This window comes from Serratia sp. FS14 (genome assembly GCF_000695995.1).
Taxonomy (GTDB): Bacteria; Pseudomonadota; Gammaproteobacteria; order Enterobacterales; family Enterobacteriaceae; genus Serratia; species Serratia nematodiphila.
In genome coordinates, this window is record NZ_CP005927.1 from 2,354,919 (window position 1) to 2,381,303 (window position 26,385).

25 protein-coding genes and 2 pseudogenes are annotated in these 26,385 nt (G+C 60.0%); 18 read left to right on the forward strand and 9 right to left on the reverse strand.

What is annotated here, in order from left to right; genetic code table 11:
- Positions 1-106: 106 nt before the first annotated feature.
- Positions 107-385: a helix-turn-helix domain-containing protein gene (locus L085_RS10640; RefSeq protein ID WP_004941750.1), complete on the forward strand. Its 279-nt coding sequence runs from the start codon at positions 107-109 to the stop codon at positions 383-385.
- Positions 386-417: 32 nt separating this feature from the next.
- Here the strand turns inward: L085_RS10640 and L085_RS10645 are convergent, their stop codons facing one another.
- Both L085_RS10645 and narQ read right to left on the reverse strand, forming a co-directional pair.
- Positions 418-1,050: a response regulator gene (locus L085_RS10645; RefSeq protein ID WP_044030715.1), complete on the reverse strand. Its 633-nt coding sequence runs from the start codon at positions 1,048-1,050 to the stop codon at positions 418-420.
- A gap of 161 nt (positions 1,051-1,211) precedes the next feature.
- Entirely contained in the window at positions 1,212-2,888 is a 1,677-nt protein-coding gene (narQ, locus tag L085_RS10650) for a nitrate/nitrite two-component system sensor histidine kinase NarQ (RefSeq protein ID WP_021504381.1), read from the reverse strand.
- A 358-nt stretch (positions 2,889-3,246) separates the two neighbouring features.
- Here narQ and nudK point away from each other — a divergent pair.
- Positions 3,247-3,822, forward strand: a pseudogene (gene nudK, locus L085_RS10655) (GDP-mannose pyrophosphatase NudK).
- Between the two features lie 50 nt (positions 3,823-3,872).
- Here the strand turns inward: nudK and tkt are convergent.
- From tkt to rpiB, 3 genes and pseudogenes are all read right to left on the reverse strand, one after another.
- Entirely contained in the window at positions 3,873-5,867 is a 1,995-nt protein-coding gene (gene tkt, locus L085_RS10660) for a transketolase (protein ID WP_044030717.1), read from the reverse strand.
- An 18-nt stretch (positions 5,868-5,885) separates the two neighbouring features.
- Positions 5,886-6,837 (reverse strand): annotated as a pseudogene (gene tal / locus L085_RS10665) (transaldolase).
- 193 nt (positions 6,838-7,030) lie between these two features.
- Complete coding sequence (gene rpiB / locus L085_RS10670; RefSeq protein WP_004936593.1) at positions 7,031-7,489, reverse strand: ribose 5-phosphate isomerase B; 459 nt, start codon at positions 7,487-7,489, stop codon at positions 7,031-7,033.
- Positions 7,490-7,807: 318 nt separating this feature from the next.
- Between rpiB and L085_RS10675 the strand changes: the two genes are divergently transcribed.
- The 6 genes from L085_RS10675 to L085_RS10700 all read left to right on the forward strand — a co-directional run bounded on the left by L085_RS10675 (position 7,808) and on the right by L085_RS10700 (position 13,810).
- A complete protein-coding gene (locus tag L085_RS10675) occupies positions 7,808-8,920 on the forward strand; it encodes an alcohol dehydrogenase catalytic domain-containing protein (RefSeq protein WP_044030718.1) in 1,113 nt (370 codons plus the stop codon).
- Between the two features lie 66 nt (positions 8,921-8,986).
- Complete coding sequence (locus L085_RS10680) at positions 8,987-10,255, forward strand: MFS transporter (protein WP_044030719.1); 1,269 nt, start codon at positions 8,987-8,989, stop codon at positions 10,253-10,255.
- A 35-nt stretch (positions 10,256-10,290) separates the two neighbouring features.
- Complete coding sequence (locus L085_RS10685) at positions 10,291-11,061, forward strand: SDR family oxidoreductase (protein ID WP_049870661.1); 771 nt, start codon at positions 10,291-10,293, stop codon at positions 11,059-11,061.
- Between the two features lie 29 nt (positions 11,062-11,090).
- Positions 11,091-12,092 (forward strand): dihydroxyacetone kinase subunit DhaK, encoded by a 1,002-nt coding sequence (locus L085_RS10690; protein ID WP_004936581.1) that lies wholly within the window; start codon positions 11,091-11,093, stop codon positions 12,090-12,092.
- Between the two features lie 3 nt (positions 12,093-12,095).
- Positions 12,096-12,752 (forward strand): dihydroxyacetone kinase subunit DhaL, encoded by a 657-nt coding sequence (gene dhaL, locus L085_RS10695; RefSeq protein ID WP_004936578.1) that lies wholly within the window; start codon positions 12,096-12,098, stop codon positions 12,750-12,752.
- A gap of 95 nt (positions 12,753-12,847) precedes the next feature.
- Positions 12,848-13,810: a sugar-binding transcriptional regulator gene (locus tag L085_RS10700; protein ID WP_044030720.1), complete on the forward strand. Its 963-nt coding sequence runs from the start codon at positions 12,848-12,850 to the stop codon at positions 13,808-13,810.
- A gap of 63 nt (positions 13,811-13,873) precedes the next feature.
- Here L085_RS10700 and L085_RS10705 read toward each other — a convergent pair whose 3' ends face one another.
- Positions 13,874-14,467: a lytic polysaccharide monooxygenase gene (locus L085_RS10705; protein WP_004936574.1), complete on the reverse strand. Its 594-nt coding sequence runs from the start codon at positions 14,465-14,467 to the stop codon at positions 13,874-13,876.
- A gap of 403 nt (positions 14,468-14,870) precedes the next feature.
- On the opposite strand from L085_RS10705, the gene L085_RS10710 reads away from it, so the two are divergent.
- Complete coding sequence (locus L085_RS10710) at positions 14,871-15,812, forward strand: LysR family transcriptional regulator (RefSeq protein WP_044030721.1); 942 nt, start codon at positions 14,871-14,873, stop codon at positions 15,810-15,812.
- 85 nt (positions 15,813-15,897) lie between these two features.
- On the opposite strand, the gene L085_RS10715 is transcribed toward L085_RS10710, so the two are convergent.
- Entirely contained in the window at positions 15,898-17,397 is a 1,500-nt protein-coding gene (locus L085_RS10715; protein ID WP_044030722.1) for a glycosyl hydrolase family 18 protein, read from the reverse strand.
- Between the two features lie 292 nt (positions 17,398-17,689).
- On the opposite strand from L085_RS10715, the gene L085_RS10720 reads away from it, so the two are divergent.
- The 7 genes from L085_RS10720 to L085_RS10750 all read left to right on the forward strand — a co-directional run bounded on the left by L085_RS10720 (position 17,690) and on the right by L085_RS10750 (position 22,103).
- On the forward strand, positions 17,690-18,016 hold the full coding sequence (locus L085_RS10720; protein WP_033643982.1) for a phage holin, lambda family: 327 nt from the start codon (positions 17,690-17,692) through the stop codon (positions 18,014-18,016).
- Positions 18,006-18,407, forward strand: coding sequence for a M15 family metallopeptidase (locus L085_RS10725; RefSeq protein WP_033643981.1), 402 nt, complete (start codon positions 18,006-18,008; stop codon positions 18,405-18,407). The genes L085_RS10720 and L085_RS10725 overlap by 11 nt, the downstream gene beginning before the upstream one ends.
- Positions 18,404-18,784, forward strand: coding sequence for a DUF2570 family protein (locus L085_RS10730; protein ID WP_044030723.1), 381 nt, complete (start codon positions 18,404-18,406; stop codon positions 18,782-18,784). The genes L085_RS10725 and L085_RS10730 overlap by 4 nt, the downstream gene beginning before the upstream one ends.
- Positions 18,765-18,938, forward strand: coding sequence for a hypothetical protein (locus L085_RS25585; RefSeq protein WP_021505636.1), 174 nt, complete (start codon positions 18,765-18,767; stop codon positions 18,936-18,938). Before L085_RS10730 ends, L085_RS25585 begins: the two co-directional genes overlap by 20 nt.
- 213 nt (positions 18,939-19,151) lie before the next feature.
- On the forward strand, positions 19,152-21,431 hold the full coding sequence (gene maeB / locus L085_RS10740) for an NADP-dependent oxaloacetate-decarboxylating malate dehydrogenase (protein ID WP_044030724.1): 2,280 nt from the start codon (positions 19,152-19,154) through the stop codon (positions 21,429-21,431).
- A gap of 7 nt (positions 21,432-21,438) precedes the next feature.
- Positions 21,439-21,750 (forward strand): type II toxin-antitoxin system Phd/YefM family antitoxin, encoded by a 312-nt coding sequence (locus L085_RS10745; RefSeq protein ID WP_226883089.1) that lies wholly within the window; start codon positions 21,439-21,441, stop codon positions 21,748-21,750.
- Positions 21,747-22,103 carry a type II toxin-antitoxin system death-on-curing family toxin gene (locus L085_RS10750; RefSeq protein ID WP_044030725.1) on the forward strand — a complete coding sequence of 119 codons (357 nt, stop codon included), beginning with the start codon at positions 21,747-21,749 and terminating at the stop codon, positions 22,101-22,103. Before L085_RS10745 ends, L085_RS10750 begins: the two co-directional genes overlap by 4 nt.
- Positions 22,104-22,112: 9 nt before the next feature.
- On the opposite strand, the gene mmuM is transcribed toward L085_RS10750, so the two are convergent.
- Entirely contained in the window at positions 22,113-23,051 is a 939-nt protein-coding gene (mmuM, locus tag L085_RS10755; RefSeq protein WP_044030726.1) for a homocysteine S-methyltransferase, read from the reverse strand.
- Positions 23,041-24,450: an S-methylmethionine permease gene (gene mmuP, locus L085_RS10760; RefSeq protein ID WP_044030727.1), complete on the reverse strand. Its 1,410-nt coding sequence runs from the start codon at positions 24,448-24,450 to the stop codon at positions 23,041-23,043. Before mmuP ends, mmuM begins: the two co-directional genes overlap by 11 nt.
- 177 nt (positions 24,451-24,627) lie before the next feature.
- Here mmuP and L085_RS10765 point away from each other — a divergent pair, with 177 nt between their 5' ends.
- Both L085_RS10765 and L085_RS10770 read left to right on the forward strand, forming a co-directional pair.
- Positions 24,628-25,467 carry a ChaN family lipoprotein gene (locus L085_RS10765; RefSeq protein ID WP_044030728.1) on the forward strand — a complete coding sequence of 280 codons (840 nt, stop codon included), beginning with the start codon at positions 24,628-24,630 and terminating at the stop codon, positions 25,465-25,467.
- Between the two features lie 102 nt (positions 25,468-25,569).
- Complete coding sequence (locus L085_RS10770) at positions 25,570-26,367, forward strand: TonB family protein (RefSeq protein ID WP_044030729.1); 798 nt, start codon at positions 25,570-25,572, stop codon at positions 26,365-26,367.
- Positions 26,368-26,385 lie beyond the last annotated feature (18 nt).

Below are 26,385 nucleotides of genomic sequence, written 5' to 3' on the forward strand. Positions count from 1 at the left end.
TGTACGCTATTAAGACATTTTTATTACTATCAAAGGCCTTGCGCATGTCTTCGCCGCAGGGAGCCGAAAAATAAAAACTGGATCCACCTTACAGCAGGAGCTTGGCATGGGAATTAACCCGGTATTTGCCCGTCGGCTTTATTTATGCTGGCTGATCAGCCACAGTGAGCGGCCCAATGTGCCGCGGTTGATGGCGCTGACCGGCTGGCCGCGCCGCACGTTGCAGGATGTGCTGAAGGCGCTGCCCGGCATGGGCGTCGAGCTGCAGTTCGTGCAGCAGGGCGTGCGCAACAACGATGGTTTTTATCAGTTGGAAAGCTGGGGGCCGTTCAACAAGAGTTGGGTGCATCAGCACCATCAGGCGCTGCTCAGCGCCATCGAGTAAGCGGCCCCGGCGTATTGGCCGGGGCGGGGCGATCAGTGGCTTTTGTACTCCAGGTACATCACCGTCGCCGCCACGCGAGAACGCACGTCCAGCTTGCGCAGTATGTTGCGGATGTGCACCTTCACGGTTTCTTCAGAGATATGCAATTGCGCCGCCACCTGTTTGTTGGACAGGCCGCGCGCCACCTCTTGCAAGACGTCCAGTTCGCGTTCGGTCAAGGCAGTTAAGGGATCGCGCTGCTCGCTGCGCGCCAGCAAATAGTCGGCCATGGCGTCGCTGATCACGTTTTGCCCCTCGGCGGCGGCGCTGATGTGTTCCAGCAGCTGCTCCGGTTCACTGTCTTTCAGCAGATAGCCGTCGGCGCCGGCGTCGATCAGCGCATACAGATCGCTGCGCGCGTCGGAGACCGTCAGCACGATGATGCGTGCGTCCACGCCTTCGTCGCGCAGAGCCCGCAGCGTATCCAGCCCGGACATGCCCTTCATGTTCAGATCCAACAAGATCACGTCCGGCGCGTGCTGCAGCGCCAGCGCAACCGCCTCGCTGCCGTTGCCGGCCTCTGCCACCACGCCAAATCGCGCATCCAGTCCCAGCAGTTGTTTGATGCCGCGCCGCATCAACGGATGATCGTCAACGATCATGACTCGGTATTGCTTCATCACCATGAAATATGCTCCCTGTAGCAAGTAAAGCCACTCAAACGCGCCCGGAGGCGTGCTTCACAGTGGGACTGTCTCTTCAAAAATAGCGGCATTCTGCACCGCAAACCTCTCCGGGCGGCCTTCTGCCCGGCGGCAACCGTAACGCAGAGTGAACAGCCGCAAGGTCAGGGCGAGAATGTCAGGCAGACCGCCGTGCCGCCGCGGCTTCTGCGCCGGATGCGCAGCGTTCCTCCCAGTCGCGCCGCGCGTTCGCTCATGATGGTCAAGCCGTAATGCCCTTCCGGTTCTTCCAGACTGGCGATACCGCAACCGTCGTCGGTAATGCTGAATACGTTGTCGCCTGCGGCGTTGACCTCGCAACACACCGCGATCTCGCTCGCTCCTGCGTGCTTGACGGCATTGAGCACCGCCTCGCGCACTATCTGCAGCGCGTGCACCTGCTGCTGGGCGTTGAGCGCCTGCGAGGGCAGCCGACAGTGTAACTGAATCCGCGCGGTGGTTAGCGCCTTTAATGGCTGCAGCAGTTGCTCCAGCGCGGCATTCAGATCCGCCTCCTGAATGTTGAGGCGGAAGGTGGCCAGCAGCTCTCTCAACTGGCGATAGGCATCGGCCAGCGTGCGATCGAAATCGTCGATAATCGTCTGCGCCGCCGGATCGTCGGCGGCGCGCCGGAGCAGCGTCAGCTGGATGCGCAGGAACGACAGCGTCTGCGCCAGCGAATCGTGCAGCTCGCGGGCGATGGTCCCACGTTCTTCCATCAACAGCAGATATTGGTGCTGCTTTTGCGCCCGGTTGAAGTAGACACCACGCCCCAGCATGTTGGCCAGGCTCTGCATCAGGTGAGGATGCGGCGGCTGCGCTTCGGGCTGCCATCGCAATTCACCCAGCAGTTTATCGCCTTGGGTGATCGGCAGCGCGCTCCAGGTTTGCGCCGGCGCCGGCTCTCCTTCGTTCAGTTGCCACTGGCCATGATCGTCCGCCACGTTCAACCGGATGCAGCGCAGTCGTTCGCTTTGGCGCACGATGCGCAGCACATTCTCGAATGCCTGCTGATCGATCTGGCGCACGCTCAGCGCCTGTGAACAGCGATACAGCACCTCCAGCGTTTCGTTGGCCTGCTGCAGACGCCGGGTTTTTTCCTGCACTTTCAGCTCCAGCGACTGATAGAGCCGGGCCAGCTCGTCAGACATGGCGCTGAAGGTTTGCGACAGCACGCCGAGCTCGTTCGGCAGCGCCACGTCCAGCTGCGGGTGGCGAAAGTCGCGCTGTTGCACGCGCTGGCTGGCGTCGACCAGATGCTGCAGCGGCATGACCACCTGGCGGCGCATAAAGCGGATGCAAAACAGCACCAGACCGATGATGGCGGCGTAGCCCAGCACGCTGACGGCGGCCACCAGGGTGAGTTTCAACTCGGAATAACGCTGCAGAGCGGAAACAAAATGATCGACGCGGTTGACGTAGCCGGCGACCTCCGCCCGGTAGGCGGCCGCTTGCCCGTCACGGATCTGCCGCTCCATCGCTTGCCATGTTCGTTGCAGCGCCAGATAGTGGTTGCGCACCTCGGCCGGGACGTAAAAGCGCGCCAGCTTTTGCAGCGCCGGCGCCTGCAAAGATTGCCGGTACTGCTGCAGGTGCAGCTCCAGCTCCGGGCTCTGTCGATCGAGATCAAAGGCCAGGCGGTAGCTTTGCATGCGCAGCGAACCGGCAATGTTGATCGCCTCGGCATCGCTCTGGCTGCCGGCGACGGTCGTCAACGCCAACCCGGTGGCGAGCACCGACAGTATCACGATGCCGAACAGCGCCCTGGCCAGGCTGCCGGTCACGGAACGTTTAACAAGCAATCACGGAATCCTTTTCTCTTAGGTGAGGGCTGCGCCAGTTTCATTCGAAAGCAAAACTATAACTTTTGCAACTAAATTGCACCGCGATTTGTATCAAGTTGTCAACAAAACGGGAACAATTGTCGTCGTGTAATCAAATGAATAGCGAAATGCCCGCCGATGTTCAGCCGCAGCTCGGTTTCCACTGAGGATTTGTCTTTGCGGATGCAATTCGTCTGTCAGATTATGCGTCCGCCCACGATGTATTTTTAATCCTGGTTTGCCCGGAGAGGCGTTGTGATTTTTGTTGCAAATCGTCTGCTGCGGCGCAGCGTAATCGCGGTATGATTTTCACGTTGCAACTCAAGGAAAAAGGGTCATGTCGTCGAAAATTGAGAATGTGAAGAAAGAGCTGTTGTCGGACAACTGGTATGTGCTGCACAAGTACACGTTTGATCTGAAACGCAAAAATGGCGGTTCGGTGCAACAGATGCGCGAGGTTTACGATCGCGGCAACGGCGCCACCATTTTGCTGTACAACCGCGCCAAGGGCACGGTGGTGTTGACCAACCAGTTCCGCATGCCGACCTATGTCAACGGCAACGAAAGCGGCATGCTGCTCGAGGCCTGCGCCGGCCTGCTGGACGCCGATTCGCCGGAGCAGTGCGCGCGCCGCGAAGCGGTGGAAGAGACCGGTTTTCAGGTGGGCGAGGTCAAAAAAATCTTCGAAGCCTACATGTCGCCGGGCGGCGTGACCGAGATCGTGCACTTCTTTATCGCCGAATACCATGACGATGARCKKCGYRYGGCMGRCRKYRKCAYTGAAGATGAAGATATCGAAGTGATCGAACTGCCGTTTCGCGACGCGGTGGCGATGATCGCCGATGGCCGGATTAAAGACGGCAAAACCATCATGCTACTGCAGTATTTGCAGATTCATCGGGTGATGGAATAAAAAAAGCCGGTCATGATGACCGGCTTTTTTATCGGCTTGCGCCCGGCGGCTTACTTCAGCAGCGCCTGCGCCTTGGCCACCACGTTGTCCACGGTGAAGCCGAACTCGGCGAACAGCTGCTCCGCCGGCGCCGACTCACCGAAGGTGGTCATGCCCACGATAGCGCCGTTCAGGCCCACGAACTTGTACCAGTAGTCCGCGATACCCGCTTCCACCGCCACGCGCGCCGTCACCGCCGCCGGCAGCACCGACTCACGGTACGCCGCATCCTGCTTGTCGAACGCGTCGGTCGACGGCATCGACACCACGCGCACCTTGCGGCCCGCCGCGGTCAGTTTGTCCGCCGCCTCCACCGTGATGCCCACTTCGGAGCCGGTGGCAATCAGGATAACGTCCGGCGTGCCCGCGCAGTCTTTCAGCACGTAGCCGCCGCGGTACACGTTCGCCAGCTGCTCTGCGGTGCGCGGCTGCTGGGTCAGGTTCTGGCGCGAGAACACCAGCGTGGTCGGGCCGTCGTTACGCTCGATGCCGTACTGCCACGCCACCGCCGATTCCACCTGGTCGCACGGGCGCCAGGTGCTCATGTTCGGGGTCACGCGCAGGCTCGCCAGCTGCTCCACCGGCTGGTGGGTCGGGCCGTCTTCGCCCAGACCGATGGAGTCGTGGGTGTAGACGAACACGTTGCGCAGCTTCATCAGCGCCGCCATGCGCACCGCGTTGCGGGCGTATTCCACGAACATCAGGAAGGTCGCCGAGTACGGCAGGAAACCGCCGTGCAGCGCGATGCCGTTGGTGATGGCGGTCATGCCGAACTCGCGCACGCCGTAATGAATGTAGTTGCCCGCCGGGTCAACGTTCAGCGCTTTCGAGCCGGACCACATGGTCAGGTTGCTCGGCGCCAGGTCGGCGGAGCCGCCCAGGAACTCCGGCAGCACCTTGCCGAACGCTTCCAGCGCGTTCTGCGACGCCTTGCGGCTGGCGATGTTGGCCGGGTTGGCCTGCAGTTTTTCCACGAACGCTTTGGCGTCGGCTTTCCAGTCGGCCGGCAGCTCGCCGTTCATGCGGCGCTTGAACTCGGCGGCCAGTTCCGGGAAGGCCCTGGCGTAGGCGGCGAACTTGTCGTTCCAGGCCGCTTCCTTGGCCTGACCGGCTTCTTTGGCGTCCCACTGGGCGTAGATGTCCTGCGGGATTTCAAAGGCGGCGTATTTCCAGCCCAGCGCTTCGCGGGTGGCGGCCACTTCGGCGGCGCCCAGCGCAGCGCCGTGCACGTCATGGGTGCCGGCCTTGTTCGGCGAACCAAAGCCGATAACGGTCTTGCACATCAGCAGCGACGGCTTGTCGGTCACCTGGCGGGCTTCTTCAATCGCCGCCTTGATGGCGTCCGGGTTGTGGCCGTCGACGTTGCGCACCACGTGCCAGCCGTAGGCTTCGAAGCGCAGGGCGGTGTCGTCGGTGAACCAGCCGTCGACGTGGCCGTCGATGGAGATGCCGTTGTCATCGTAGAAGGCGGTCAGCTTGCCGAGCTTGAGGGTGCCGGCCAGGGAGCAGACTTCGTGCGAGATGCCTTCCATCATGCAGCCGTCGCCCATGAAGGCGTAGGTGTGGTGGTCGACAATGTCATGGCCGGGGCGGTTGAACTGCGCCGCCAGGGTGCGTTCGGCGATGGCGAAGCCGACGGCGTTGGCGATGCCCTGGCCCAGCGGGCCGGTGGTGGTTTCAACGCCCGGGGTGTAGCCGTACTCCGGGTGCCCCGGGGTTTTGGAATGCAGCTGACGGAAGTTTTCCAGCTCGCGCATCGGCAGGTCGTAGCCGGTGAGGTGCAGGAGGCTGTAAATCAACATGGAGCCGTGGCCGTTGGAGAGCACGAAACGGTCGCGGTCAGCCCAGTGCGGGTTAGTCGGGTTGTGGTTGAGGTAGTCACGCCACAGGACTTCGGCGATGTCCGCCATGCCCATAGGGGCCCCCGGGTGGCCGGAATTTGCTTTTTGTACGGCGTCCATGCTGAGTGCGCGGATAGCGTTGGCAAGCTCTTTACGAGAAGACATAACGAAACTCCAGTGCGATTACAATTGAGCGGCCAACATGTCTTCCAGCTTCTGCTGGTCGACGGCGAACAGGCGAATGCCTTCGGCGAGTTTTTCCACCGCCATGGCGTCCTGATTATGCAGCCAGCGGAACTCCGCTTCGGCCAGCGGAGCCGGTTGGTGGAAGCCTTCGGTAGACGGGGTCAGCTTGCGTTCGACCGGCTGCTCGCTGTTTTTCAGCTGTTCCAGCAGGTTTGGCGCGATGGTCAGGCGATCGCAGCCGGCCAGCGCCAGGATCTGCTCAACCTTGCGGAAGCTGGCGCCCATGATCACCGTCTGGTAACGATGACGCTTGTAGTATTCATAGATGGTGCGCACCGATTTCACGCCCGGATCCTGATCGGCGTCGTAGTCGGCGGCAGGCTGTTTGGCCTGGTACCAGTCATAGTATRMSKYCGWMGAACGGCGAGATCAGATACACGCCGGCTTCGGCGCAGGCGCGGGCCTGAGCGAAGGAGAACAGCAGCGTCAGGTTGGTGTTGATGCCTTCTTTTTCCAACTCTTCGGCGGCTTTGATGCCTTCCCAGGTGGAAGCCAGCTTGATCAGGATGCGCGATTTGTCGATGCCCTGTTCCTGATACATGCCGATCAGTTTGCGCGCTTTGGCGACGCACATGCCGCGATCGAACGACAGGCGGGCGTCCACTTCGGTGGAGATGCGGCCCGGCACGCTTTTGAGGATCTCGACGCCGATATTGACCGCCAGCTTATCGCTGGCGTTGATCAGCTGGGTTTCCTTGCTGCCGCCCTGACGGCGGGCATACTCCAACGCTTCGGTGATCAGCGCCTTGTACTGCGGCAGCGCGGCGGCTTTCAGGATCAGCGAAGGGTTGGTGGTGGCGTCCTGGGGTTCGAACTGGCGGATGGATTCGATATCGCCGCTGTCGGCGACCACCGTGGTCAGCTGCTTGAGTGCGTCTAATTGATTCATTGATAAGCTCCTTGACCAAGCTCAATGTAGGGAAATGAGAACCTTTTTCATCATAGGGGGAACACACTGCATCATCGGATCGAGAATGAAAATGCGCTTTTTCTGATTGTTGCGATGGATAATAACAATGAATGCCGAATAAACCCAGGCGGAGCGCGGCTTGTGCGCGACCGCCATCGAGACGGCAGGCGGTTTAACGCCGTCCGGCCGCGTTTTCGTAATAGCCTATTCGCTCGACTTTCGGCGCCGATCCTCCCCCTTCAAACTCCGATTCCAGCCATGCATCGACGATGGTTTTCGCCAGTTCGGCACCGATGACCCGCGCGCCCAGCGTGATGATCTGAGCATCATTGCTTTTGCGCGCCCGCTGGGCGGAGTAGGTATCGTGACATTGCGCCGCACGAATGCCGGGCACTTTATTGGCCACGATGCTCATACCGATGCCGGTGCCGCACAGCAGGATGCCCCGCCGATGTTTTTCCTCCCGTATCGCCTGCGCGACGCGATAGGCGATATCGGGATAGATCCCCGTTTCTGCGGCGCGATCCGTCGTGTAGTCAATGACGGGGATGTCCCGTTGTTGCAGGTGGGCAACGATCAGATCTTTCAGTTCAATGGCGGCATCATCGGCGCCGATGGCGATAGGCAGCATAGCGGTCTCCTGATTGGTAACGAAAAGGGTGGCGATCCTCGGTGGTGCCACGTTCATTACCGTATCCCTGTTTAATCAAATGTTCAATCAATGTTCTTTTGTTTTTTGCCAGGATTTTCAGTTTGCCACTGAAAAAGGTGATCTTAGTCACTAAAAAAGGGCTTTTAATCGTTATCCACTCTAGTGAAGACGGGTTTTTGAGCGATATCACACTTTGATAAGTTCACTGTGGGCAAATTGAACGCATGGCGTTAGTGTTCATTTGTTCTTTACTTGTGTTAATGATCAAAAGAAATTTCCCTACCAGAGGAGAGTGCTATGTGTCAGACCTGCATAACAGAGGCGAAAATGGCGGCCGGTATCCCCGAGATCATGAAGGCGGTTGTGGCGTACGCCCCGAAAGATTACCGCCTGGAACAGGTGCCGGTACCGAAGATCGGCCCGAAAGAGATCCTGGTGAAGATCGAGGCCTGCGGCATCTGCGCCGGTGATGTTAAAGCGTTCGAAGGGGCGCCCAGCTTCTGGGGCGATGAAAAACAACCGGCGTACATCAAGGCGCCGATGATCCCCGGCCATGAATTCATCGGCCATGTCGTGGGGTACGGTGAAGGCGTCGAGGGCTTCAATCTCGGCGATCGCGTGATATCAGAACAAATCGTTCCCTGCTGGCAATGCCGCTTCTGCAACCGCGGTCAGTATTGGATGTGCGAAAAGCATGACCTGTACGGTTTCCAGAAAAACGTTAACGGCGGCATGGCCGAGTACATGAAGTTCACCAAAGAGGCGATTAACTATCATGTGCCGGCCGACCTGCCGATCGAAAAAGCCATTCTGATCGAACCCTATGCTTGCTCCTTCCATGCGGTGCAACGCGCCAATATCAAACTGGGCGATGTAGTGGTATTGGCCGGCGCCGGCACCCTGGGGCTGGGCATGATCGGGGCCATCAAGAAATCCGGGCCCTCGAAGCTGGTGGTGCTGGATCTGTCCGACGAACGTCTGGCCTTGGCGAAGCGCTTCGGCGCGGATGTGACGCTCAATCCCACCCGTGACGACGTGCCCGCCGCGGTTAAAGCGATGACCGAGGGCTACGGCTGCGACATCTACATCGAGGCGACCGGCGCACAGAAGTCCGTGGAACAGGGCCTGACGCTGATCCGCAAGCTCGGCACCTTCGTCGAATTTTCCGTGTTTAAGAATCCGGTGACCGTCGACTGGAGCATCATCAGCGACCGCAAGGAACTGGACGTGCTCGGTTCGCATCTCGGCCCTTACTGCTATCCGCTGGTGATCGAAGGCATCGCCAATGGCGATCTGCCGACCGAAGGCGTGGTGACGCATACGTTGCCGCTGGAACAGTTCGCCGAGGGCTTCGAGCTGATGAAGCGCGGTATCGGTTCAATCAAAGTGGTGCTTAATCCAAACCTCTGAAACCTGCGTCGTTCCTCGGGTGCGGGCGAGCCTGCGCCTCCATAATCACATGTGCTGGGGTGTTCTATGTTGCATGGACTGATTCATCGCATTGGTCTGTCACCGAAACTACTGCTGGGCTATGCCGGCGTGTTGGTGTTCATGATGGGCGAAGGGCTGGAACAGGGCTGGCTGTCGCCTTATTTGATTGGCAAAGGGCTGAGCATTCAGGAATCGGCGCTGCTGTTCAGCGTTTATGGCTTTGCGGCCGCCATCGCCGCCTGGTTTTCCGGCGTGTTGGCGGAAATCTTTACCGCCCGGCGGGTGATGTTGGCCGGCCTGCTGCTGTTTCTGTTCGGTTCGGTGTGTTTTTTGACGTTCGGCCTGCCGAGCAACAACCTGGCGATCATGGTGCCGACCTATGCGCTGCGCGGCTTGGGTTATCCGTTGTTCGCCTACGGTTTTCTGGTGTGGGTGGCGTATGAGGCGCCGCCGGAAAGGCTGGGGTCGGCGGTGGGGATTTTCTGGTTCGTCTACAGCGGCGGGCTCAGCGTGCTGGGCGTGCTGTATTCCAGCATCATGCTGCCTTATCTCGGCGAGATCCACACGCTGTGGAGCGCGCTGATTTTCGTCGTGCTGGGCGTGGTGATTGCGCTGATGCTCAATCGCGACGACGGCGCGGCACAGAGCGGCAACCGTGAAAAGGCGTCGCTGGGTTATGTCTTGAAGGGCATCACCATCGCGTTTGAAAACCCGAAGATTGGCCTGGGCGGCATCGTGCGCACCATTAATACCTCTGCGGCTTACGGCTTCGTCGTATTCATGCCCATGTACATGATGGATATGGGGTTCACCCGCACGCATTGGCTGCAGATGTATGCCGCGCTGTGGACGGTCAACATCATTTTCAACCTGATTTTCGGCGTGATCAGCGACGGGCTCGGCTGGCGCAATGTGGTGATGTGGTTTGGCTGCGTCGGCTGTGCCTTGACCACGCTGATGTTCTACTACGTGCCGCAATTCTTCGGCGCCAACTACCTGCTGACCGTTTGCGCCGCCGGGTTGTTCGGCGCCTGCCTGGCGGCGTTCGTGCCGCTGTCGGCCATCATGCCGTCGCTGGCGCCGGACAATAAGGGCGCGGCGATGTCGATTCTCAATCTGGGCGCCGGCCTGAGCACCTTTGTCGGCCCGGCGGTGGTGGGGCTGTTTATCGGCAGCCTCGGCACCGTTGGCGTGATCTGGATCTTTACCGGTTTGTACTTGTTCAGCGGCGTGCTGATGAAATTTGTCACGCTGCCGAAGGAAAGCGCGACGGCGCAGGAAGAACGCGGCGCGAGTTTGGCGAAAATATCCTGACCGAGGGTGAAGTTCACAGTTTTAAGGGGAAATTTATGATTAATCATCAAACTACGGCGCCGCGCGAGCTCTCGCTGCAGGGCAAGGTGGCGCTGATTACCGGCGGCGCTGCGGGGATCGGCCTCGCTATCGCCGAACGCTATCTGCAAAACGGCGCGCGCGTGGCGCTGCTCGATCGGGCGCCGCAGGTTGCGGAAGTGGCGCGACAGCTGGACGCCGAGGCGGCGGTGGGCGTCGTGGCCGACGTCACCGATGCCGCATCGGTGGAGCGGGCGATAGCGCAGATTGAGGCGCATTTCGGGCGGCTGGACGTGCTGGTCAACAGCGCCGGCATCGTCGCGCTGCATCCCGCTGAGGAACTGCCGGAAACGGCGTGGGATGCAACCCTGGCGGTCAATCTGAAAGGCGTGTTTCTTACCTGCCAGGCGGTGGGGCGCCGTTTCATTCGCCAGCGCGGCGGCAGCATCATCAATCTCGCCTCGCAGGCCGGCGTAGTGGCTTTGCCTAATCACCTGGCCTATTGCGCCAGCAAGGCGGGCGTAATCGGTCTGACCCAGGTGTTGGCGCTGGAGTGGGGGCCGCACAACGTGCGGGTCAACGCCATTTCGCCCACCGTGGTTTTGACGGAGCTGGGCCGTAAGGCCTGGTCAGGCGAGGTGGCGGAACAAATGAAGCAGAAAATCCCGCTGCGGCGTTTCGCCGAGCCGCAAGATATCGCCGCCAGCGCCCTGTTTTTGGCCGGTGACGCGGCGACGATGATCACCGGCGCCAACCTGGTGGTCGACGGCGGTTACACCATTCAATAATTTCTTATTCAGGCGACAGAGAGGCCGCGATGAACAGAATCATTAACGATCCCGATCACGTAGTGGAAGACGCCATTCAGGGCTACAGGCTGGCCCACCCGAACTATTATGCCGCCACCGACAATGCGCGGGTGTTGAAATATCCGCCGGCGCCGATCGCCGGCAAAGTGGGCATCGTCACCGGCGGCGGTTCCGGCCACGAGCCGGCGTTCCTGGGGTATGTCGGCAAAAACATGTTGGATGCCGTCGCGATTGGCGAGATTTTTTCATCGCCTACGGCGGGGGCTTTTCTCGACGCTTTCAAGGCGGCGGACAGCGGTGCGGGCGTCGCTTGCCTGTACGGCAACTACGCCGGCGATAACATGAACGTCAAGATGGCGATCAAGAAGGCCACGGCGGCCGGCATACGGGTGAAAACCGTGGTGGCCAACGATGACGTCGCCTCGGCGCCGGCCAGTGAGATCGATAAACGGCGCGGCGTGGCCGGCGAAATTCTGATGTGGAAGGTCGGCGCGGCGGCGGCGGCCAAAGGGTACGATCTGGACGGCGTGATCGGCGCGGCGCAAAAGGCCATCGACCGGTGTCGTTCGATCGGCGTCGGCCTCAGTTCCTGCACCATTCCCGCGGTCGGCAAACCCAATTTTCATATCGAAGACGGCAAGATGGAGATCGGCATCGGCCATCACGGCGAACCGGGCATTGAGGTGTCGCCGATCCAATCGGCGTCGGCGATGGCCGGCACCATGCTCGATTTCGTGCTCAACGACATGCCGCTGGAACAGGGGCAGGAGGTGGCGTTGCTGATCTCCGGGCTTGGCGCCACGCCGGTGATGGAGCTGTATATCTATTATGCCGAAATAGAGCGTCGGTTGACGGCGAAAGGCGTGCGGGTGCATCGGCGCTACGTCGGCAATTACTTCACGTCGCTGGAAATGATGGGCGTGACGCTGACGCTGATGACGCTGGATGACGAACTGAAAACGCTGCTGGACATGCCGGCGCAATCTTTAGGCTTAACCCAGGTGGAGTGAATCATGACGGAACAAATTTCAACCCGGTACGGCAGTGAGATCGTTACGGGGCTGATAGAAACCATTGTCAGCAACCGCGAATATCTGAGCGAAATCGACGGCGCCATCGGCGACGGTGACCACGGCATTAATATGTCGAAGGGATTCGCGATGTGCGGCGATGCCATTCGCGGCCGCGAGCTCACGCTGGCGCAGGCGTTCGATGCGGTATCGGATGCGCTGATGGAGGGCATCGGCGGTTCGATGGGGCCGCTGTACGGCAGCCTGTTCATGGGCATGGCGGAGAGCGTCCGTGAGCGCAGCGTGCTGGACAAGCAGGCATTTTTAGCGATGTTGCACGGCGGGTTGCGCGAACTGCAGGACATCAGCAGCGCGGGCGTGGGCGACAAGTGTCTGATGGATACGCTGATACCGGCGGTGGCGGCATTTGAGCAGGCGGTGGGACGCGGTGACGACTTCGCCGCTGCGCTGGAACAAATGAAAATCGCCGCAGAGCGCGGGCGGGACTCCACCCGCGAGCTGGTGGCGAAAATCGGCCGCGCCAGCCGTCTGGGCGAGCGTTCGCGCGGCGTACTGGACGCCGGCGCGGTATCTTGCTGCCTGCTCTTGACCCGATTGGCGGACGAGGTGGAGCAACGACTGAATACCGTTGCCGCCTGAACGCGTTATACTAGCGGGCATTCAGCCTTGTCGGAGGGGCGTGTATCGTCCCTCCGCCATCATCAACCGGCCTGCCGTGGGGAAACGTCTAACGGATGGAAAAACAAACTGTGTCCCAGGATAACGAACTGCTGACCGAAATCGCCGTTGCTTATTATCAGGATGAGATCACGCAGGAAGAGATCGCCAAAAAGTTCGGCATCTCACGGATCAAAGTCGGTCGTTTGCTCAAGCGCGCCAAGGAAGAAGGCATCGTCGAGATCAACGTGCGTTATCACCCGGTATTCAGCACCCGGCTGGAACAGCAGATGATGGAACGTTTTCCCATCAGCCGCGCATTGATCGCGCTCGACCAGCAGGACGAAGAGGAACAGCGTCGGCAGGTGGCGGCGCTGGTGTCCAATTATCTGGCGATGTCGCTGAAAGACGATATGGTGTTGGCGGTCGGCCAGGGACGCAACGTGGCGGCGATCGCCGATCATGTCGGCAGCGTGACGGAACGCAACTGCAAGTTCATCTGCGGCATCGGCGGCACCCACCGTCCGGGCGACGCGATCAACGCCGACCATATCAGCCGGCGTCTGGCGAAGAAGTTCGGCGGCAGCAGCGAGACGCTCTATGCGCCGGCCTACGTCGAAAATCGCGCGCTGAAAGACGCCTTCATGCAGAACGGCACGATTAAGGAAACGCTGGATCGTGCGCGTAAGGCCGATGTGGCGTTAGTCGGCATTGGCGACATGAATGAAAACAGTTATATGGTGAAATTGGGGTGGTTTACGCCGCACGAGATTATCGACGCCAGCCTCAATCAGGGCGTGATCGGCGACATCGCCGGCTATGACTTTTTCAATGCTCAGGGGCAGCATGTCGACACGGTGATGAATGACAGAGTGATCGGGCTGAGCATTGATGAGCTGCGCAAAATCCCTTGCGTGATCGCCATTGCTTCCGAGAATACCAAGGCGCTGGCGATTTTGGGCGCTTTGCGCACCGGCGCCATCGACATTATCGCCACCAGCGCGCTCAATGTGCGTACTATCCTCAACATGTCGCAATAGCGGCACCCGCAAAAAAGGGTTCAGCGCCAGGCTGAACCCTCAACGATCTCCTCATTTGACCGATTATTTACTCAGGTTGACGTCGATCGCCTGATAGAAGGCGTTAGCGGTGTCGGCTATGTCCCACACGGCAAGGATCACGTGCGAACCGCTGCGATCTGCCGGTATGTTGCACTGGTGGGTGACCTGTGCGGCAGGGATGGCGCCGCCGTCGTTGAACTGGCAGAACGGCGTCAGGTCAAAGGAAGCGCGGGTCAGCGGCTGCGAAGCGTCCCAGTTCGGCTTGGTGATGAAATAGCGCCAGCTGGTGGTGCTGTGACGCGCGGTCAGCTTCCAGGTAAAGGAGTTCGGGCCGGTTTTCAGGTTGAGCTTGTTCCAGCGCGTCGGCGTTTGCTGATCCAGTTCGAAGAAAGTGGACTTGTCGGCGCTGGCGATATGGCCGTCAGCCGGGCCGGCCTGCGGGAAGCCTTTCAGGCCTTCGACGCTCTGCGGTTCGTACTGCACGCTGCCGCACTGCGTGTTGAGCTGCAGTTTGCACTGATAGGCGCGGCTGGCCGGCGACTCGACATAACCGTGGGCATTCGCCTGTTGCGAAACGCCGAACATGGCCGCGCTCAGCAGGCCCAGAGAGAGCAGGGTACGGGAAGTTTTGTTCATAAGTCACTCCTGACTGAAATTATGTTGTAAGTTGAGCGTATTTCACCGACAAAATGAGAGACTAATAACGCAATTGGAAATAACCATTTCTGTCGGCTTGTTTTATTTTTACCATTCTGGTTTGGCCGTAGATCGGAATGTTTTACCGGCTATTAACGAAAAATATTATGATGACAATCTTTGATCGTTAGGCCGAATTTATTTAACTGTCACAGTGTAAAAGCACGGCGCTATGATGAAATTTATATCAAGTAGTGATGAATAGTATTTAAGATAGCGCTCTCATTTATGAAGTATATTGCTTGTTGCGTTGAGTACCCTTGTTTGATTTGATCGATTTTTGTGCGCCACCACCTTGGGAATTTAGTGTCATTTTCTTATTTTATTTTAAAGAGGAATTTGTATGACTAGATTATCCCTGGACGCGATTAAAATAATCAGCACCATCAAGAACACCGGATCTTTCTCTATGGCCGCGGAGGCGCTGCATAAAACGCCTTCGGCGATCTCTTATCGGGTTTCCAATATTGAAAGCAAACTTTGCGTGAAACTTTTTCATCGCAATGGCCCCATGATTACCCTGACGGATGAAGGGGAATTTCTCCTGCAGGAAGGCAGTTGGATTTTAAATGCGGTGCAGGATCTGGAAAGCCGGGTGCGCAACATCCCCAAGCTGGACAATAATATCCGCCTGGCGGTAGACACCTTCTTCCCGCTGGAAACGCTGACGCAGGATATCCGCGACTATATTCAGCATTGCCCGAACGCCAATATCTCGGTGCAGCGGGAAGCGTTGAACGGCACCTGGGATGCGCTGAAAAACAACCGGGCGGATCTGATCATCGCCATCGGCCAAATTCCCGACAGCGTGCAGGCCAAAACCCTGATGCTCGGCAAGCTCAACTTTGTGCTGTGCGTATCGCCTTCGCACCCGTTCGCGGCGCAGAGAAAGCCGGTGTGCAAGAAACAGCGGTTGAACGACATCGTGGTGGTGATCGCCGACAGCAGCCATGAGCTGCCCAAGCGCAATCATGGTACGCTGCCCTTGCAGCGTCAGTTGGTGGTGTGCGATGTGGAAAGCAACCTGGCGCTGCTCAAGCGCGGCATCGGCCACGCTTTTCTGCCGCCTGCGCTGATCGAAAAGGAATTGGCCAGCGGCGAACTGGTGACGGTGCCGGTGGAGATGCAAAAGGGCGACGAAATGATTTGGCTGGCGTGGCATCCGGCCAGCAAGGGCGCCGGGTTTAACTGGTGGCATGAGCGGCTGACGCGCAAAAGCGATGTCTACAGCCTGATAGGCCGCGAAGTGGTGCGGGATGGCGGCTATCCATGGTGCCACAACTGAAGGAATAGAGACGAAGGGACGCGAAAATCAAACGGTTAACTCAATGAAAACCCCGCAGCATTCGGCTACGGGGTTTTTTTATGGTTTACGCTACGCGGCCCACCTTAAGCCAGGCGCTGTCTGAACCCGGTGCAGAGGTGATGTAACCCCACTTGGTCTGCCAGACGTAGCCCTGGTAGGACACCAGCGCGCCCTGCGCGTAAGTGGTGCCCGGCACATAGGCCGGCGCGGTCATGATAGGCAGGTTGCCGGGGCCGACGCCGGTGTAGCGCAGCCCGGTGCCCATATCCAGCTGGCTGTCGTCGTAGTCTGCGGCGTTGAAATAGCGATCCAGCGAGGCCAGCAGATCGCCGTTGCGGTTGTCTTGCCCCAGATGCCAGAACATCACGCCGCCCAGCTGCTGCTGCTTGATGTACTTCGCTTTGTATTTGAAACTCTCGGCATCGTCATAGGTGACGAACAGCCCGTTCTGCGCATGATACAGATAAGGGGTTTTGGTCTTGTCGTTCCACAACCGCTGATAGCCGTAGTTGCCCTGCAGCATCTGCTCCAACTGGCGATAGGAGGCGATGCGCGGATCCTTGTCGCGCACGCACTCTTCGCAGCCCACCAGCCAGTAGTCGGTGCTCGGATACGGATCTTCGCCCGGCGTGCTGTGGCTGCTGTATTGCCCACCGTTGCCGCCGCTGACGCCCTTGAAGGCGCGGCCGTAGAAGGGCACGCCCATCACGATTTTGGCGCTCGGCACGCCTTCCATCATCAGGTGCTGCTGCACGGCGGCGTCGACCGTCAGGCTGAACGGGCTGGGGAAGGCGCGGGTCAGCTCTTCCCAGCTCCAGCCCAGATTGGCTTCGCGCAGAGCGTTGTAGAAGGTCGGCCCGGCCGCATCGCCGAACAGCGCCGCCTGGTGGTTAGTTACCTTCTCCCAGGGGCCGGCCAGATCGTAGGTCATCAGGTTGATGTAATCGAGCGGCGCGACGATCTGCGCCAGCTTGCTGTAATAGCGCGACAGGAAGAAGGCGCCGCCGGCGCCGGCGATGGTCAACTGGTACGGCAACGCCTGGCGGCCGTCGGCGACGGTTTGCTGATTCAGCAAGGTGCGGATCTCCTGCAGCGCGGCGATGAAGCCGTCCACTTCCGCCGCCTGCGGATACTCCCAGTCGATGTCCACACCGTCGAAACCGTAATCCTTCATGATGCGCACGCAGGATTGGGCGAACTTGGCGCGCGACGCCGGGGTTTTCACCGCGTTGACGTAGTTGGCGTGCGATACGCCCAGATCGTTGGAGTAGTACCAGCCGCCGATGGAGAACATGATGCGCAGGCTGGGGTTATGCGCTTTGAGCGCGGTCAAACGGTTGACCACATCGCGCGCCTTGGCGTCGTTGGTGGCCGGATCCCAGGCGCATTCCAGATTGCTGTTGATATCCAGGAACGAGAAGTTAATGTGCGTCAGCTGTTTGGCTTTGGCCGGCGTAATGTTGGAAACCGGGAATGGCACGACAGAGGTATCGGTCTCGGTGTAATTATTGATTTGGTTGGTTGGAATAAAATAATACCCAATAACGGCTTTGCGTGTGGACATGGTATTTCTCCAGAGTGGATGTTTTTATGATGGGGAAGTATTCCCCACCGCCATTAATGTTTATTTTTAGTAAAAACAAAAGTCGAAATAAATCACCATAAGAATGAATTTTTTATTCACTGCCGCCTGTCTTGGCGTTTATGTGTTGTGCCAACGTTCAGCGTGAATGAATTCGACCATAGGGCCTGTATTTATTCATTTGCTTTGTAATAGCATCCTTAACTAGATTCTGATTATCCGATGTCCCACCGGCCGTGATTGGCATTTAATTAAAATAAAAAGGAGATGAGCTATGTCCAGCATAGAGCCTGACGCTGTTGGCTTAATAGTCCAGCGAGTATGTGAATATCTTCAGCCGGTATTGAACGCCATTCTGGCCGGCGTGATGGCGCTATTACATGGCGCCTACCGCAACGTGGGTATTCGGCGACGCTTATTGAATGCGGCGATGTGCGCGTTATTGGCCTGGACGGTGCGCGATGCGCTGGCGTTGATGGGCCTGGAATTAAACTGGGCGAATTTGGCCAGCGTATTGATTGGCTTTATGGGGGCGGATTACATCAACGCCTTAATTAAAAAATTCATCGGCAAAAAGACGGGGTTTAAAAATGTTAAATGACATCGAAGAGATTCGCTTTACCGCCCGCAGCGAAGAGAATCTGCGCGGCGTGCATCCGGATCTGGTGCGCGTTATTCGTCTGGCGCTGCGCTATTCGCTGGTGCCGTTTTCCGTCAGCGAGGGGCTGCGCAGCATGGCGCGCCAGCGGGAAATGGTGCGCGCCGGCAACAGCCAAACGCTGCGCAGCCGCCACCTGACCGGACACGCGGTGGACGTGGTGGCGATGCCGGCGGGCGTGGTCTCCTGGGAGTGGGATTACTACGCGCAAATTGCGGTGGCGGTGCGGCGCGCGGCGCGTGAATGCGGCATCAACGTCGAATGGGGCGGTGAATGGAAAACCCTCAAGGATGGCCCGCACTTCCAGCTGCCGTTTCGGGACTATCCGGCATGAGTGGCTGGCTGCAAAAACTGATGCAGGGCGGGTTGCTGCTGCTGTTGCTGGCGGCTATCTGCCTCGGCGGCTACAGCGCGCTGTTGTCGCACCAGTTGGCGTCCGCGCGGCAACAGGCGGCGGAATTGCAAAAAAGCCTGGCGCAGCAGGCGGGGCTGATCGCCACCTTGCAGACACAGGACGCGCAAAATCGTGCGCTGATGGCGGCGCAGCAGCGGCAGGAACAGCAGCTGCGCCAGCAACACGAGGCTTATCAGAGGAAATACCGTGAAGCGATTAAAAACGATCCCTGCGCCGCTCAGCCTCTGCCTGGCGCTGTGTTTGAGCTCCTGCGCCCGGCCGCCGGCGCCGCAGGCCGTGCCGCTGTTGCCCCCTGAGTCGGTGTTCGCGCCCTGTGAGCAGCCGCTGCTGCAGGGGGAGACCTGGGGCGATGCGGTGAGCTATGCCCTGGCGTTACAAACCTCGTTACACATTTGCGCCGGCCAGGTGGAGACGCTCAACGCCTGGCGCGCCACGCTGCCGCCGCGCTGACGGCGGCGTTTCTCTGCTCGTCCCGCAGGCCTTCTTTTTTACTTTTAAAACGCTCTTTCGACCAAGGTTATGGCGTGCTTCAAAGTTTGTGATGTTTCTCTCACTATACTTCAAGGCTGTGCCCTGTCATTGTAATTGGGCGCCATGGCCCACGGCAGGGCGCAGCCTCAAAGCCTTACCTCAACATAAAAGCAAAAAACAAAGGAATCCATAATGGACGAACAGCTCAAACAGAGTGCCCTTGATTTCCATCAGTTTCCTGTCCCAGGGAAGATCCAGGTTTCCCCTACCAAACCGTTGGCGACCCAGCGCGATCTGGCGCTGGCCTATTCGCCGGGCGTCGCCGCGCCTTGCCTCGAGATCGCCGAAGATCCGCTGGCGGCCTACAAATACACCGCGCGCGGCAACCTGGTGGCGGTGATTTCCAACGGCACGGCGGTACTGGGTCTGGGCAATATTGGCGCGTTGGCCGGTAAGCCGGTGATGGAAGGCAAGGGCGTTTTGTTCAAGAAGTTTTCCGGTATCGATGTATTTGATATCGAAGTGGATGAGCATAACCCTGACAAGTTAATCGACATTATCGCCGCGCTGGAACCGACCTTCGGTGGCATCAACCTGGAAGACATCAAGGCGCCGGAGTGTTTCTACATCGAGCAGAAACTGCGTGAGCGCATGAAGATCCCGGTGTTCCACGACGACCAGCACGGCACGGCGATCATTACCACCGCCGCGGTGCTCAACGGCCTGCGCGTGGTGAAGAAGAACATCTCCGATGTGCGGCTGGTGGTGTCCGGCGCCGGCGCGGCGTCCATCGCCTGCCTGAACCTGCTGGTGGCGCTGGGGCTGCGTCAGCAGAACATCACCGTCTGCGACTCCAAGGGCGTCATCTATAAAGGCCGCGACGCCAATATGGAACAGACCAAAGCCGCCTACGCCATCGAGGATAACGGCCAGCGCACGCTGGGCGACGCCATCCCGAACGCCGACATCTTCCTCGGCTGCTCCGGCCCGGGCGTCCTGACGCAGGATATGGTGAAAACCATGGCGCGCGAGCCGCTGATCATGGCGCTGGCCAACCCGGAACCGGAAATTCTGCCGCCGCTGGCCAAAGCGGTGCGCCCGGACGCCATCATCTGTACCGGCCGTTCCGACTACCCGAACCAGGTGAACAACGTCCTGTGCTTCCCGTTCATTTTCCGCGGCGCGCTCGACGTGGGCGCCACCACCATCAACGAAGAGATGAAGCTGGCCTGCGTGCACGCCATCGCCGATCTGGCGCTGGCGGAGCAGAGCGACGTGGTGGCTTCCGCGTATGACGATCAGGATCTCTCCTTCGGGCCGGAATACATCATTCCGAAACCGTTCGATCCGCGTCTGATCGTCAAGATCGCGCCGGCGGTGGCCAAGGCGGCGATGGATTCCGGCGTGGCGACGCGCCCGATCGAAGACTTCGACGCCTACGTGGAGAAGCTGGCGGAGTTCGTCTACAAAACCAACCTGTTCATGAAACCGATCTTCTCGCAGGCGCGCAAAGAGATGAAGCGGGTGGTGCTGGCGGAAGGCGAGGAAGAGCGCGTGCTGCACGCCACGCAGGAGCTGGTGTCGCAAGGGCTGGCTTTCCCGATCCTGGTCGGCCGGCCGAGCGTGATCGAGATGCGCCTGAAAAAACTGGGCCTGCAGCTGACGCCGGGCAAAGATTTCGAAGTGGTGAACAACGAGTCGGATCCGCGCTTCAACGAATACTGGGGCGAGTACTACCAGATCATGAAACGCCGTGGCGTTTCGCAAGAGCAGGCGCGCCGCGCGGTGATCGGCAACCCGACGCTGATCGCCGCCATCATGCTGCACCGCGGCGAAGCGGATGCGATGATCTGCGGCACCATCGGCAGCTACCACGAGCATTACGACGTGGTGAAGAACGTGTTCGGTTTCCGTGAAGGCGCGCACGTCGCCGGCGCGATGAACGCGCTGCTGCTGCCGAGCGGCAACACCTTTATCGCCGACACCTACGTCAACGACGATCCGACGCCGGAACAGCTGGCGGAGATCACCCTGATGGCGGCGGAAACCGTGCGCCGCTTCGGCATTGAGCCGAAGGTGGCGCTGCTGTCTCACTCCAGCTTCGGCTCGTCTGACTGCCCGGCGGCGCGCAAGATGCGCAAAACGCTGGAGCTGGTGAACGAGCTGGCGCCGGAGCTGGAGATCGACGGCGAAATGCACGGAGACGCCGCGCTGGTGGAAAGCATTCGTCACGATCTGATGCCGGACAGCCCGCTGAAAGGCTCGGCCAACCTGCTGATCATGCCGAACATGGAAGCGGCGCGGATCAGTTACAACCTGCTGCGCGTCTCCTGCTCGGAAGGGGTGACCGTCGGGCCGGTGCTGATGGGGGTCGCCAAGCCGGTGCACATCCTGACGCCGATCGCCTCGGTGCGCCGCATCGTCAACATGGTGGCGCTGGCAGTGGTGGAAGCCCAGACCGAACCGCTGTAAGGCCGGGATGAGTGACTGGCCCCCTGCGCCGTTGGCGCCGGGGGCTTTTTTATTTCCAGCGGACGTGGTACAAATAATCGTCAAATATGTACATGTACAGGTAAAGAAAATGACTACGATTAGCTACACGGCGGCGAGAAACAATTTGGCCGAGGTGCTTTTGGAAGCGCAAAAACAGCCGGTGGAAGTGACGCGCCGCGGACACGATGAGGTTTACATCATCAGTAAGGCCGACTATGAGGTTTTGGTCAAAGCCAAAGTGAAAGCGCGCATTCAGGCTAAACACGCGGATACGATTAAGGCGCTGGCCAATAGATGATCTTTTTGACCGCAGAGGATATTGCGGAATTCAACGCTGAAATTGTGCCTCACGGCCGCCAGGAAGGCAGCAAAGTTGAGGCTGTAGCCAACCGCGTGCTCAATGCTTACCACTACGAGAACGTCACAGACGTATACCGCTTGGCCGCGCTCTATCTCATCGCCATCAGCCACGGTCACATTTTTCTTGATGGCAACAAACGTACGGCCTTCCAAAGCATGGCGCTATTTCTCGGTATTAATGGCATTGCACTGCGGGAAGACGCAGAACTGGTCGAAATTACGGTTGAAGCAGCTCAAGGCCGCCTCAACGTTGAACAAGCCGCGGAGCAACTGCGCCGGCTAACCGAATAACTCCCATTCTCATGCCTTGCAGCGCGCGGCGATGGCGCGGATATCCTGCGGGGTGGTGCGGCAACAGCCGCCGATCAAATGTGCGCCGAGCGCACGCCACTCTACCGCCTGATCGGCCAGGCTGCCGTGTTCGCCGCCGCAGGCGTGCCAGGTTTTGCTCACCGCATCGTAATGCTCCCCGGAGTTCGGGTAGAGCAGCAGCGGTTTGTCGGCCAGCGCGCTCAGCTGACGCAGCGCCGGGGCGACCTTGTCCAGCGCGATGCAGTTGATGCCGATCGCCAGCACCTGCGGGTTGCCGCGCAGTGCGGACATGACCTCCGTCAGCGGCGTGCCGTCGCTGAGGTGTTGGCTGTCGCGCAGGGTGAAGGCGAACCAGGCGCCGAGCGTCGGGAACTCCTGCAGCAGCGTCAGCAGCGCCTGCAGTTCAGCGAACGACGGCAGCGTTTCGCAGGCCAGCAGATCGACGCCGGCGGCGGCCAGCGCGGCGAGGCGCGGGCGGTGGAAGGCAATGAAGTCATCCTGCGCCAGCCGATAGTCGCCGCGGTATTCCGAGCCGTCGGCCAGATAGGCGCCGTACGGGCCTACAGAACCGGCGATCAGCAGCGGCGCGGCCTGCGGGTGTTCGGCCAGATAATCGCGGCGCGCGCGTTGCGCCAGCTGCACGCTTTTGGCGATCAGCGCCAGCGATTGCTCCTGATCCAGGCCGCGGCGCAAGAAGCCCTGCGGCGTGGCCTGATAGCTGGCGGTGATGGCGCATTGAGCGCCGGCGTTGAAATAATCGAGATGCACCTGATAGATAAGCTCGGGATTTTCAATCAGCACCTTGGCCGACCACAGCGGATCGGTCAGATCGCAGCCGCGCGCTTCCAGTTCGGTGGCCAGCGCACCGTCCAGGATCAGCGTCGGCTGTTCGGCCAGCAGGCGGGCGACGGGGTTGTTAACCGACATGTTGTTCTCCCAAAGCATTTTTTTGCCTGGCGCGCCGGGTCAGGAAATAGGTGAGGTAGCACAGGGCGACGAACGGCAGCCCGCAGTAGAGCGCGATGCGCTGCTCCGGATCGAACGCCAGCCCGATACAGGCCAGCAGGCACAGCGCAAAGCCGAGGATCGGCGTCAATGGATAGCCGGGGGCGCGGTATTTCAGGCCGCTTATCGGCTGGCCGCTGCGCAGATAGGCGCGGCGGAAAGCATAGTGGGCGGCGCAGATGCTCAGCCACACCGCCACCACCGCAAAGCCGGAGATCGCCGACAGGGCGACGAACACCGTGTCCGGCGCGATCACGCTGGTCAGCAGCGCCAGCACGCCGCCGAGCATGCTGAAGGTCAGGGCGTTGATTGGAATGCCGCGTGCATTGACGCGCGCAAAGTAGGCCGGCAGGGTGCGCTGGTGGGCCAGCGACCACAGCATGCGCCCCGAGGCATACAGGCCGGAGTTGGCCGCCGACAGGATGGCGGTCAGGATCACGAAGTTGAAGATATCGGCGGCGTAAGGCACGCCGATGCGTTCAAACACCAGCACGAACGGGCTTTTGACGATCCCCGCCTGATCCATCGGGATCAACGCCGCCAGCACAAACACCGTGCCGATAAAGAACAGCATCAGGCGGATCACCGTGGTGCGGATCGCCAGCGGCACGACTTTCTCCGGGTTCTCGGTTTCACCGGCGGCGATGCCGATCAGTTCCGTGCCGGAGAAGGCGAAGTTCACCGCCACCATGGTCATCAGGATCGGCAGCGTGCCGTGCGGCAGCCAGCCGGAAGCGGTCAGGTTATGCAGGAACGGCGCCGGCGTGCCGTCTTTCATCGGCAGCAGGCCGAACATGGCGGCGCCGCCCAGAATGATGAACGCCAGAATGGTCACCACTTTGATCAGCGAAAACCAGAATTCGCTTTCGGCGAAAAAGCGGGTGGTCACGACGTTGAGCAGGAAAATGGCCGCGCAGAAGATCAGGCACCACAGCCACACCGGCGACTGCGGGAACCAGTACTGCATGCAGAATCCGGCGGCGGTCAGGCTGGAGCCCAGCGCCACCGTCCAGGTGAGCCAATACAGCCAGGCGACGGCATAGCCGGTGGCCGGCCCCAGATAGCGCGAAGCATAGACGTGAAAGGCGCCGGTTTCCGGCATTGCCACCGACAGCTCGCCCAGGCACAGCATCACCAGATATACCACCAGCGCGCCGATCAGGTAGGCCAGCAGCGTGCCGAGCGCCCCGGTGGTGGAGATGATGTAGCCGGTATTGAAAAACAGCCCGGTGCCGATCACGCCGCCCAGCGACAGCATCACCAGATGCCGGGCCTTCATGCTGCGTTTGAACTGCCCTGCGGCGGGCGCCGATGCGTGCATAATAATCTATCCGTATAGACGTCTAAATATCTGAATGGCTATTGGTTATACCCGTAATGCCTTTTTAACGCAATGCGCCACCGGCGATCGCCGCGTAAAAAAATCGTTAAGTCGGATCTATATGCAAATGATAATTATTATCTATAATGTCGCCATTTTCGCTAATGGGGCAACATGATGAGATATCTGATTTTATTGGCGGCGTTGGCGCTCGGCGCCTGCAGCCAAACGCCGGTGAAGGCGCCGGCCAGCGACGTCGCGAGCCTGGGGAGCATCACCGATCTGCACAGCGGCGCGACCCTGACGCCCGAGCAGCTGTTGACGCGGTTGGCGCAGCCGCCGCGGGTGATCGTGGGGGAAAAGCATGACAATCCTTACCACCATCAGATTGAGCAATGGCTGGTGCAGCAGCTGCCGCAGCGGCGGCCGCAGGGCAGTGTGCTGATGGAGATGATCAACCCGAACCAGCAGGCGCAGGTGGACAAAGTCAAGCAGTGGCTGCAGAGCGATCCCACGGTGCGTGACGGCCGCGTGGCGGAGCTGATCGCCTGGCAGCCGGGCTGGAAGTGGGAACTGTATGGCGGGGTGACGATGGCGGCGATGCGCGCGCCATACCCGCTGTGGTCAGCCAACCTGGATCGCAGCGAGATTACGGCGTTCTATCAGCAGCCGCAGTTCCCGGCGGGGCAGCTATCGGCGCAGCCGGCGGTGCGCAAGGCGTTGGAAGAGACCATCCGCACTTCGCACGGCGGCAAGATTGAGGCCGACCAACTGCACGCGATGTTGGCGATCCAGCAGCAGCGCGATCGGCGCATGGCGGAACGTTTGCTGGCGGCGCCCACGCCCGCGCTGTTGATCGCCGGCGGCTATCACGCCGCCAAATCGGTGGGCGTGCCGCTGCACGTGCGGGATCTGCAACCGGCGGCGGCGCCGACGGTGCTGATGCTGGCGGAGCCGGGCGTACAGGTCGATGCGAACACGGCGGACTACCTGTGGATCACACCATCAGTGAAATGAATACGTTAAGGCAGTGAAAAGAGGTGTTAATTATAGTTGCAAATGATTATCATTAGTAAATGTGATCTGCAATCATTCGCAATTAAGCAAGCTAATGCCCCTATGTTAAGTCAGTCTTATTCCTTTCCGGCCTTTGAACTGCCGCAGCCGCGCTGGGCGCGCGGCCTGCTGCTCGCCCTGGCGGCGCACGCGGCGTTGGTGCTGCTGTTTTATTGGCCGCAGACGGCGCTGGAGCCGGTGGCGCTGCCGCCGCCGGCGGTGATGATGAGCTGGGCGGCGCAGATTGAAGCGCCGGAAAGCAAACCGTTGCCGCTGGGCGTGCAGCAGGCGGAGTCCGCCGCGGCGCAGCCCGCTGAGCAGCAGCAACAGCCGGATCTGCCCAAGCTGGCGCGCGCCGATAAAGCGAAGATCGTGACGGCGCAGAAGAAGCGCGCCGAACACCGTCCCCCGCAAAAAGCGCAGCCGAAACCGCAGGAACAGGCCAAAGAGACGCGCAACGCCGCCGCGTCCAGCGCCGCCGCCCCACAGGCGCAGACGCTCTCCCACCAAACCGCCGCCCCGATCAACAGCGATGCCAACAGCAGCGCGCAGGCCAAGCTGTCGTGGGAGAGTCTGGTGAAGGGCAAGCTGAACCGCATCAAGGAATATCCCCCGGATGCCCGCAACCGCCGGCGCAGCGGCATGCCGCAGGTCAGTTTCAGCGTCGACGCGCAGGGGCGGGTATCGAACGTGATCCTGCTGGCGCGTTCCGGCACCGCGTCGCTGGATCGGGAAGCGGTAGCGGTGGTGTCGCGCGCGCAGCCGTTGCCGCCGCCGCCGCCGGAGATGCTCCAGCAGGGGGCCGTCAGGGTAACGATGCCGATCGATTTCAATCTGGCGGAGCTGAACGCCCGCCGTTAATGCCCGCAGACGCCGCCT

Coding starts and splice junctions, on each gene's coding strand:
- L085_RS10640 (WP_004941750.1), top strand. CDS start 107: ATGGGAATTAACCCGGTATTTGCCCGTCGGCTTTATTTATGCTGGCTG.
- L085_RS10645 (WP_044030715.1), bottom strand. CDS start 1,050: ATGGTGATGAAGCAATACCGAGTCATGATCGTTGACGATCATCCGTTG.
- tkt (WP_044030717.1), bottom strand. CDS start 5,867: ATGTCTTCTCGTAAAGAGCTTGCCAACGCTATCCGCGCACTCAGCATG.
- rpiB (WP_004936593.1), bottom strand. CDS start 7,489: ATGCTGCCTATCGCCATCGGCGCCGATGATGCCGCCATTGAACTGAAA.
- L085_RS10675 (WP_044030718.1), top strand. CDS start 7,808: ATGTGTCAGACCTGCATAACAGAGGCGAAAATGGCGGCCGGTATCCCC.
- L085_RS10680 (WP_044030719.1), top strand. CDS start 8,987: ATGTTGCATGGACTGATTCATCGCATTGGTCTGTCACCGAAACTACTG.
- L085_RS10685 (WP_049870661.1), top strand. CDS start 10,291: ATGATTAATCATCAAACTACGGCGCCGCGCGAGCTCTCGCTGCAGGGC.
- L085_RS10690 (WP_004936581.1), top strand. CDS start 11,091: ATGAACAGAATCATTAACGATCCCGATCACGTAGTGGAAGACGCCATT.
- dhaL (WP_004936578.1), top strand. CDS start 12,096: ATGACGGAACAAATTTCAACCCGGTACGGCAGTGAGATCGTTACGGGG.
- L085_RS10700 (WP_044030720.1), top strand. CDS start 12,848: ATGGAAAAACAAACTGTGTCCCAGGATAACGAACTGCTGACCGAAATC.
- L085_RS10705 (WP_004936574.1), bottom strand. CDS start 14,467: ATGAACAAAACTTCCCGTACCCTGCTCTCTCTGGGCCTGCTGAGCGCG.
- L085_RS10710 (WP_044030721.1), top strand. CDS start 14,871: ATGACTAGATTATCCCTGGACGCGATTAAAATAATCAGCACCATCAAG.
- L085_RS10715 (WP_044030722.1), bottom strand. CDS start 17,397: ATGTCCACACGCAAAGCCGTTATTGGGTATTATTTTATTCCAACCAAC.
- L085_RS10720 (WP_033643982.1), top strand. CDS start 17,690: ATGTCCAGCATAGAGCCTGACGCTGTTGGCTTAATAGTCCAGCGAGTA.
- L085_RS10725 (WP_033643981.1), top strand. CDS start 18,006: ATGTTAAATGACATCGAAGAGATTCGCTTTACCGCCCGCAGCGAAGAG.
- L085_RS10730 (WP_044030723.1), top strand. CDS start 18,404: ATGAGTGGCTGGCTGCAAAAACTGATGCAGGGCGGGTTGCTGCTGCTG.
- maeB (WP_044030724.1), top strand. CDS start 19,152: ATGGACGAACAGCTCAAACAGAGTGCCCTTGATTTCCATCAGTTTCCT.
- L085_RS10745 (WP_226883089.1), top strand. CDS start 21,439: ATGAGTGACTGGCCCCCTGCGCCGTTGGCGCCGGGGGCTTTTTTATTT.
- L085_RS10750 (WP_044030725.1), top strand. CDS start 21,747: ATGATCTTTTTGACCGCAGAGGATATTGCGGAATTCAACGCTGAAATT.
- mmuM (WP_044030726.1), bottom strand. CDS start 23,051: ATGTCGGTTAACAACCCCGTCGCCCGCCTGCTGGCCGAACAGCCGACG.
- mmuP (WP_044030727.1), bottom strand. CDS start 24,450: ATGCACGCATCGGCGCCCGCCGCAGGGCAGTTCAAACGCAGCATGAAG.
- L085_RS10765 (WP_044030728.1), top strand. CDS start 24,628: ATGAGATATCTGATTTTATTGGCGGCGTTGGCGCTCGGCGCCTGCAGC.
- L085_RS10770 (WP_044030729.1), top strand. CDS start 25,570: ATGTTAAGTCAGTCTTATTCCTTTCCGGCCTTTGAACTGCCGCAGCCG.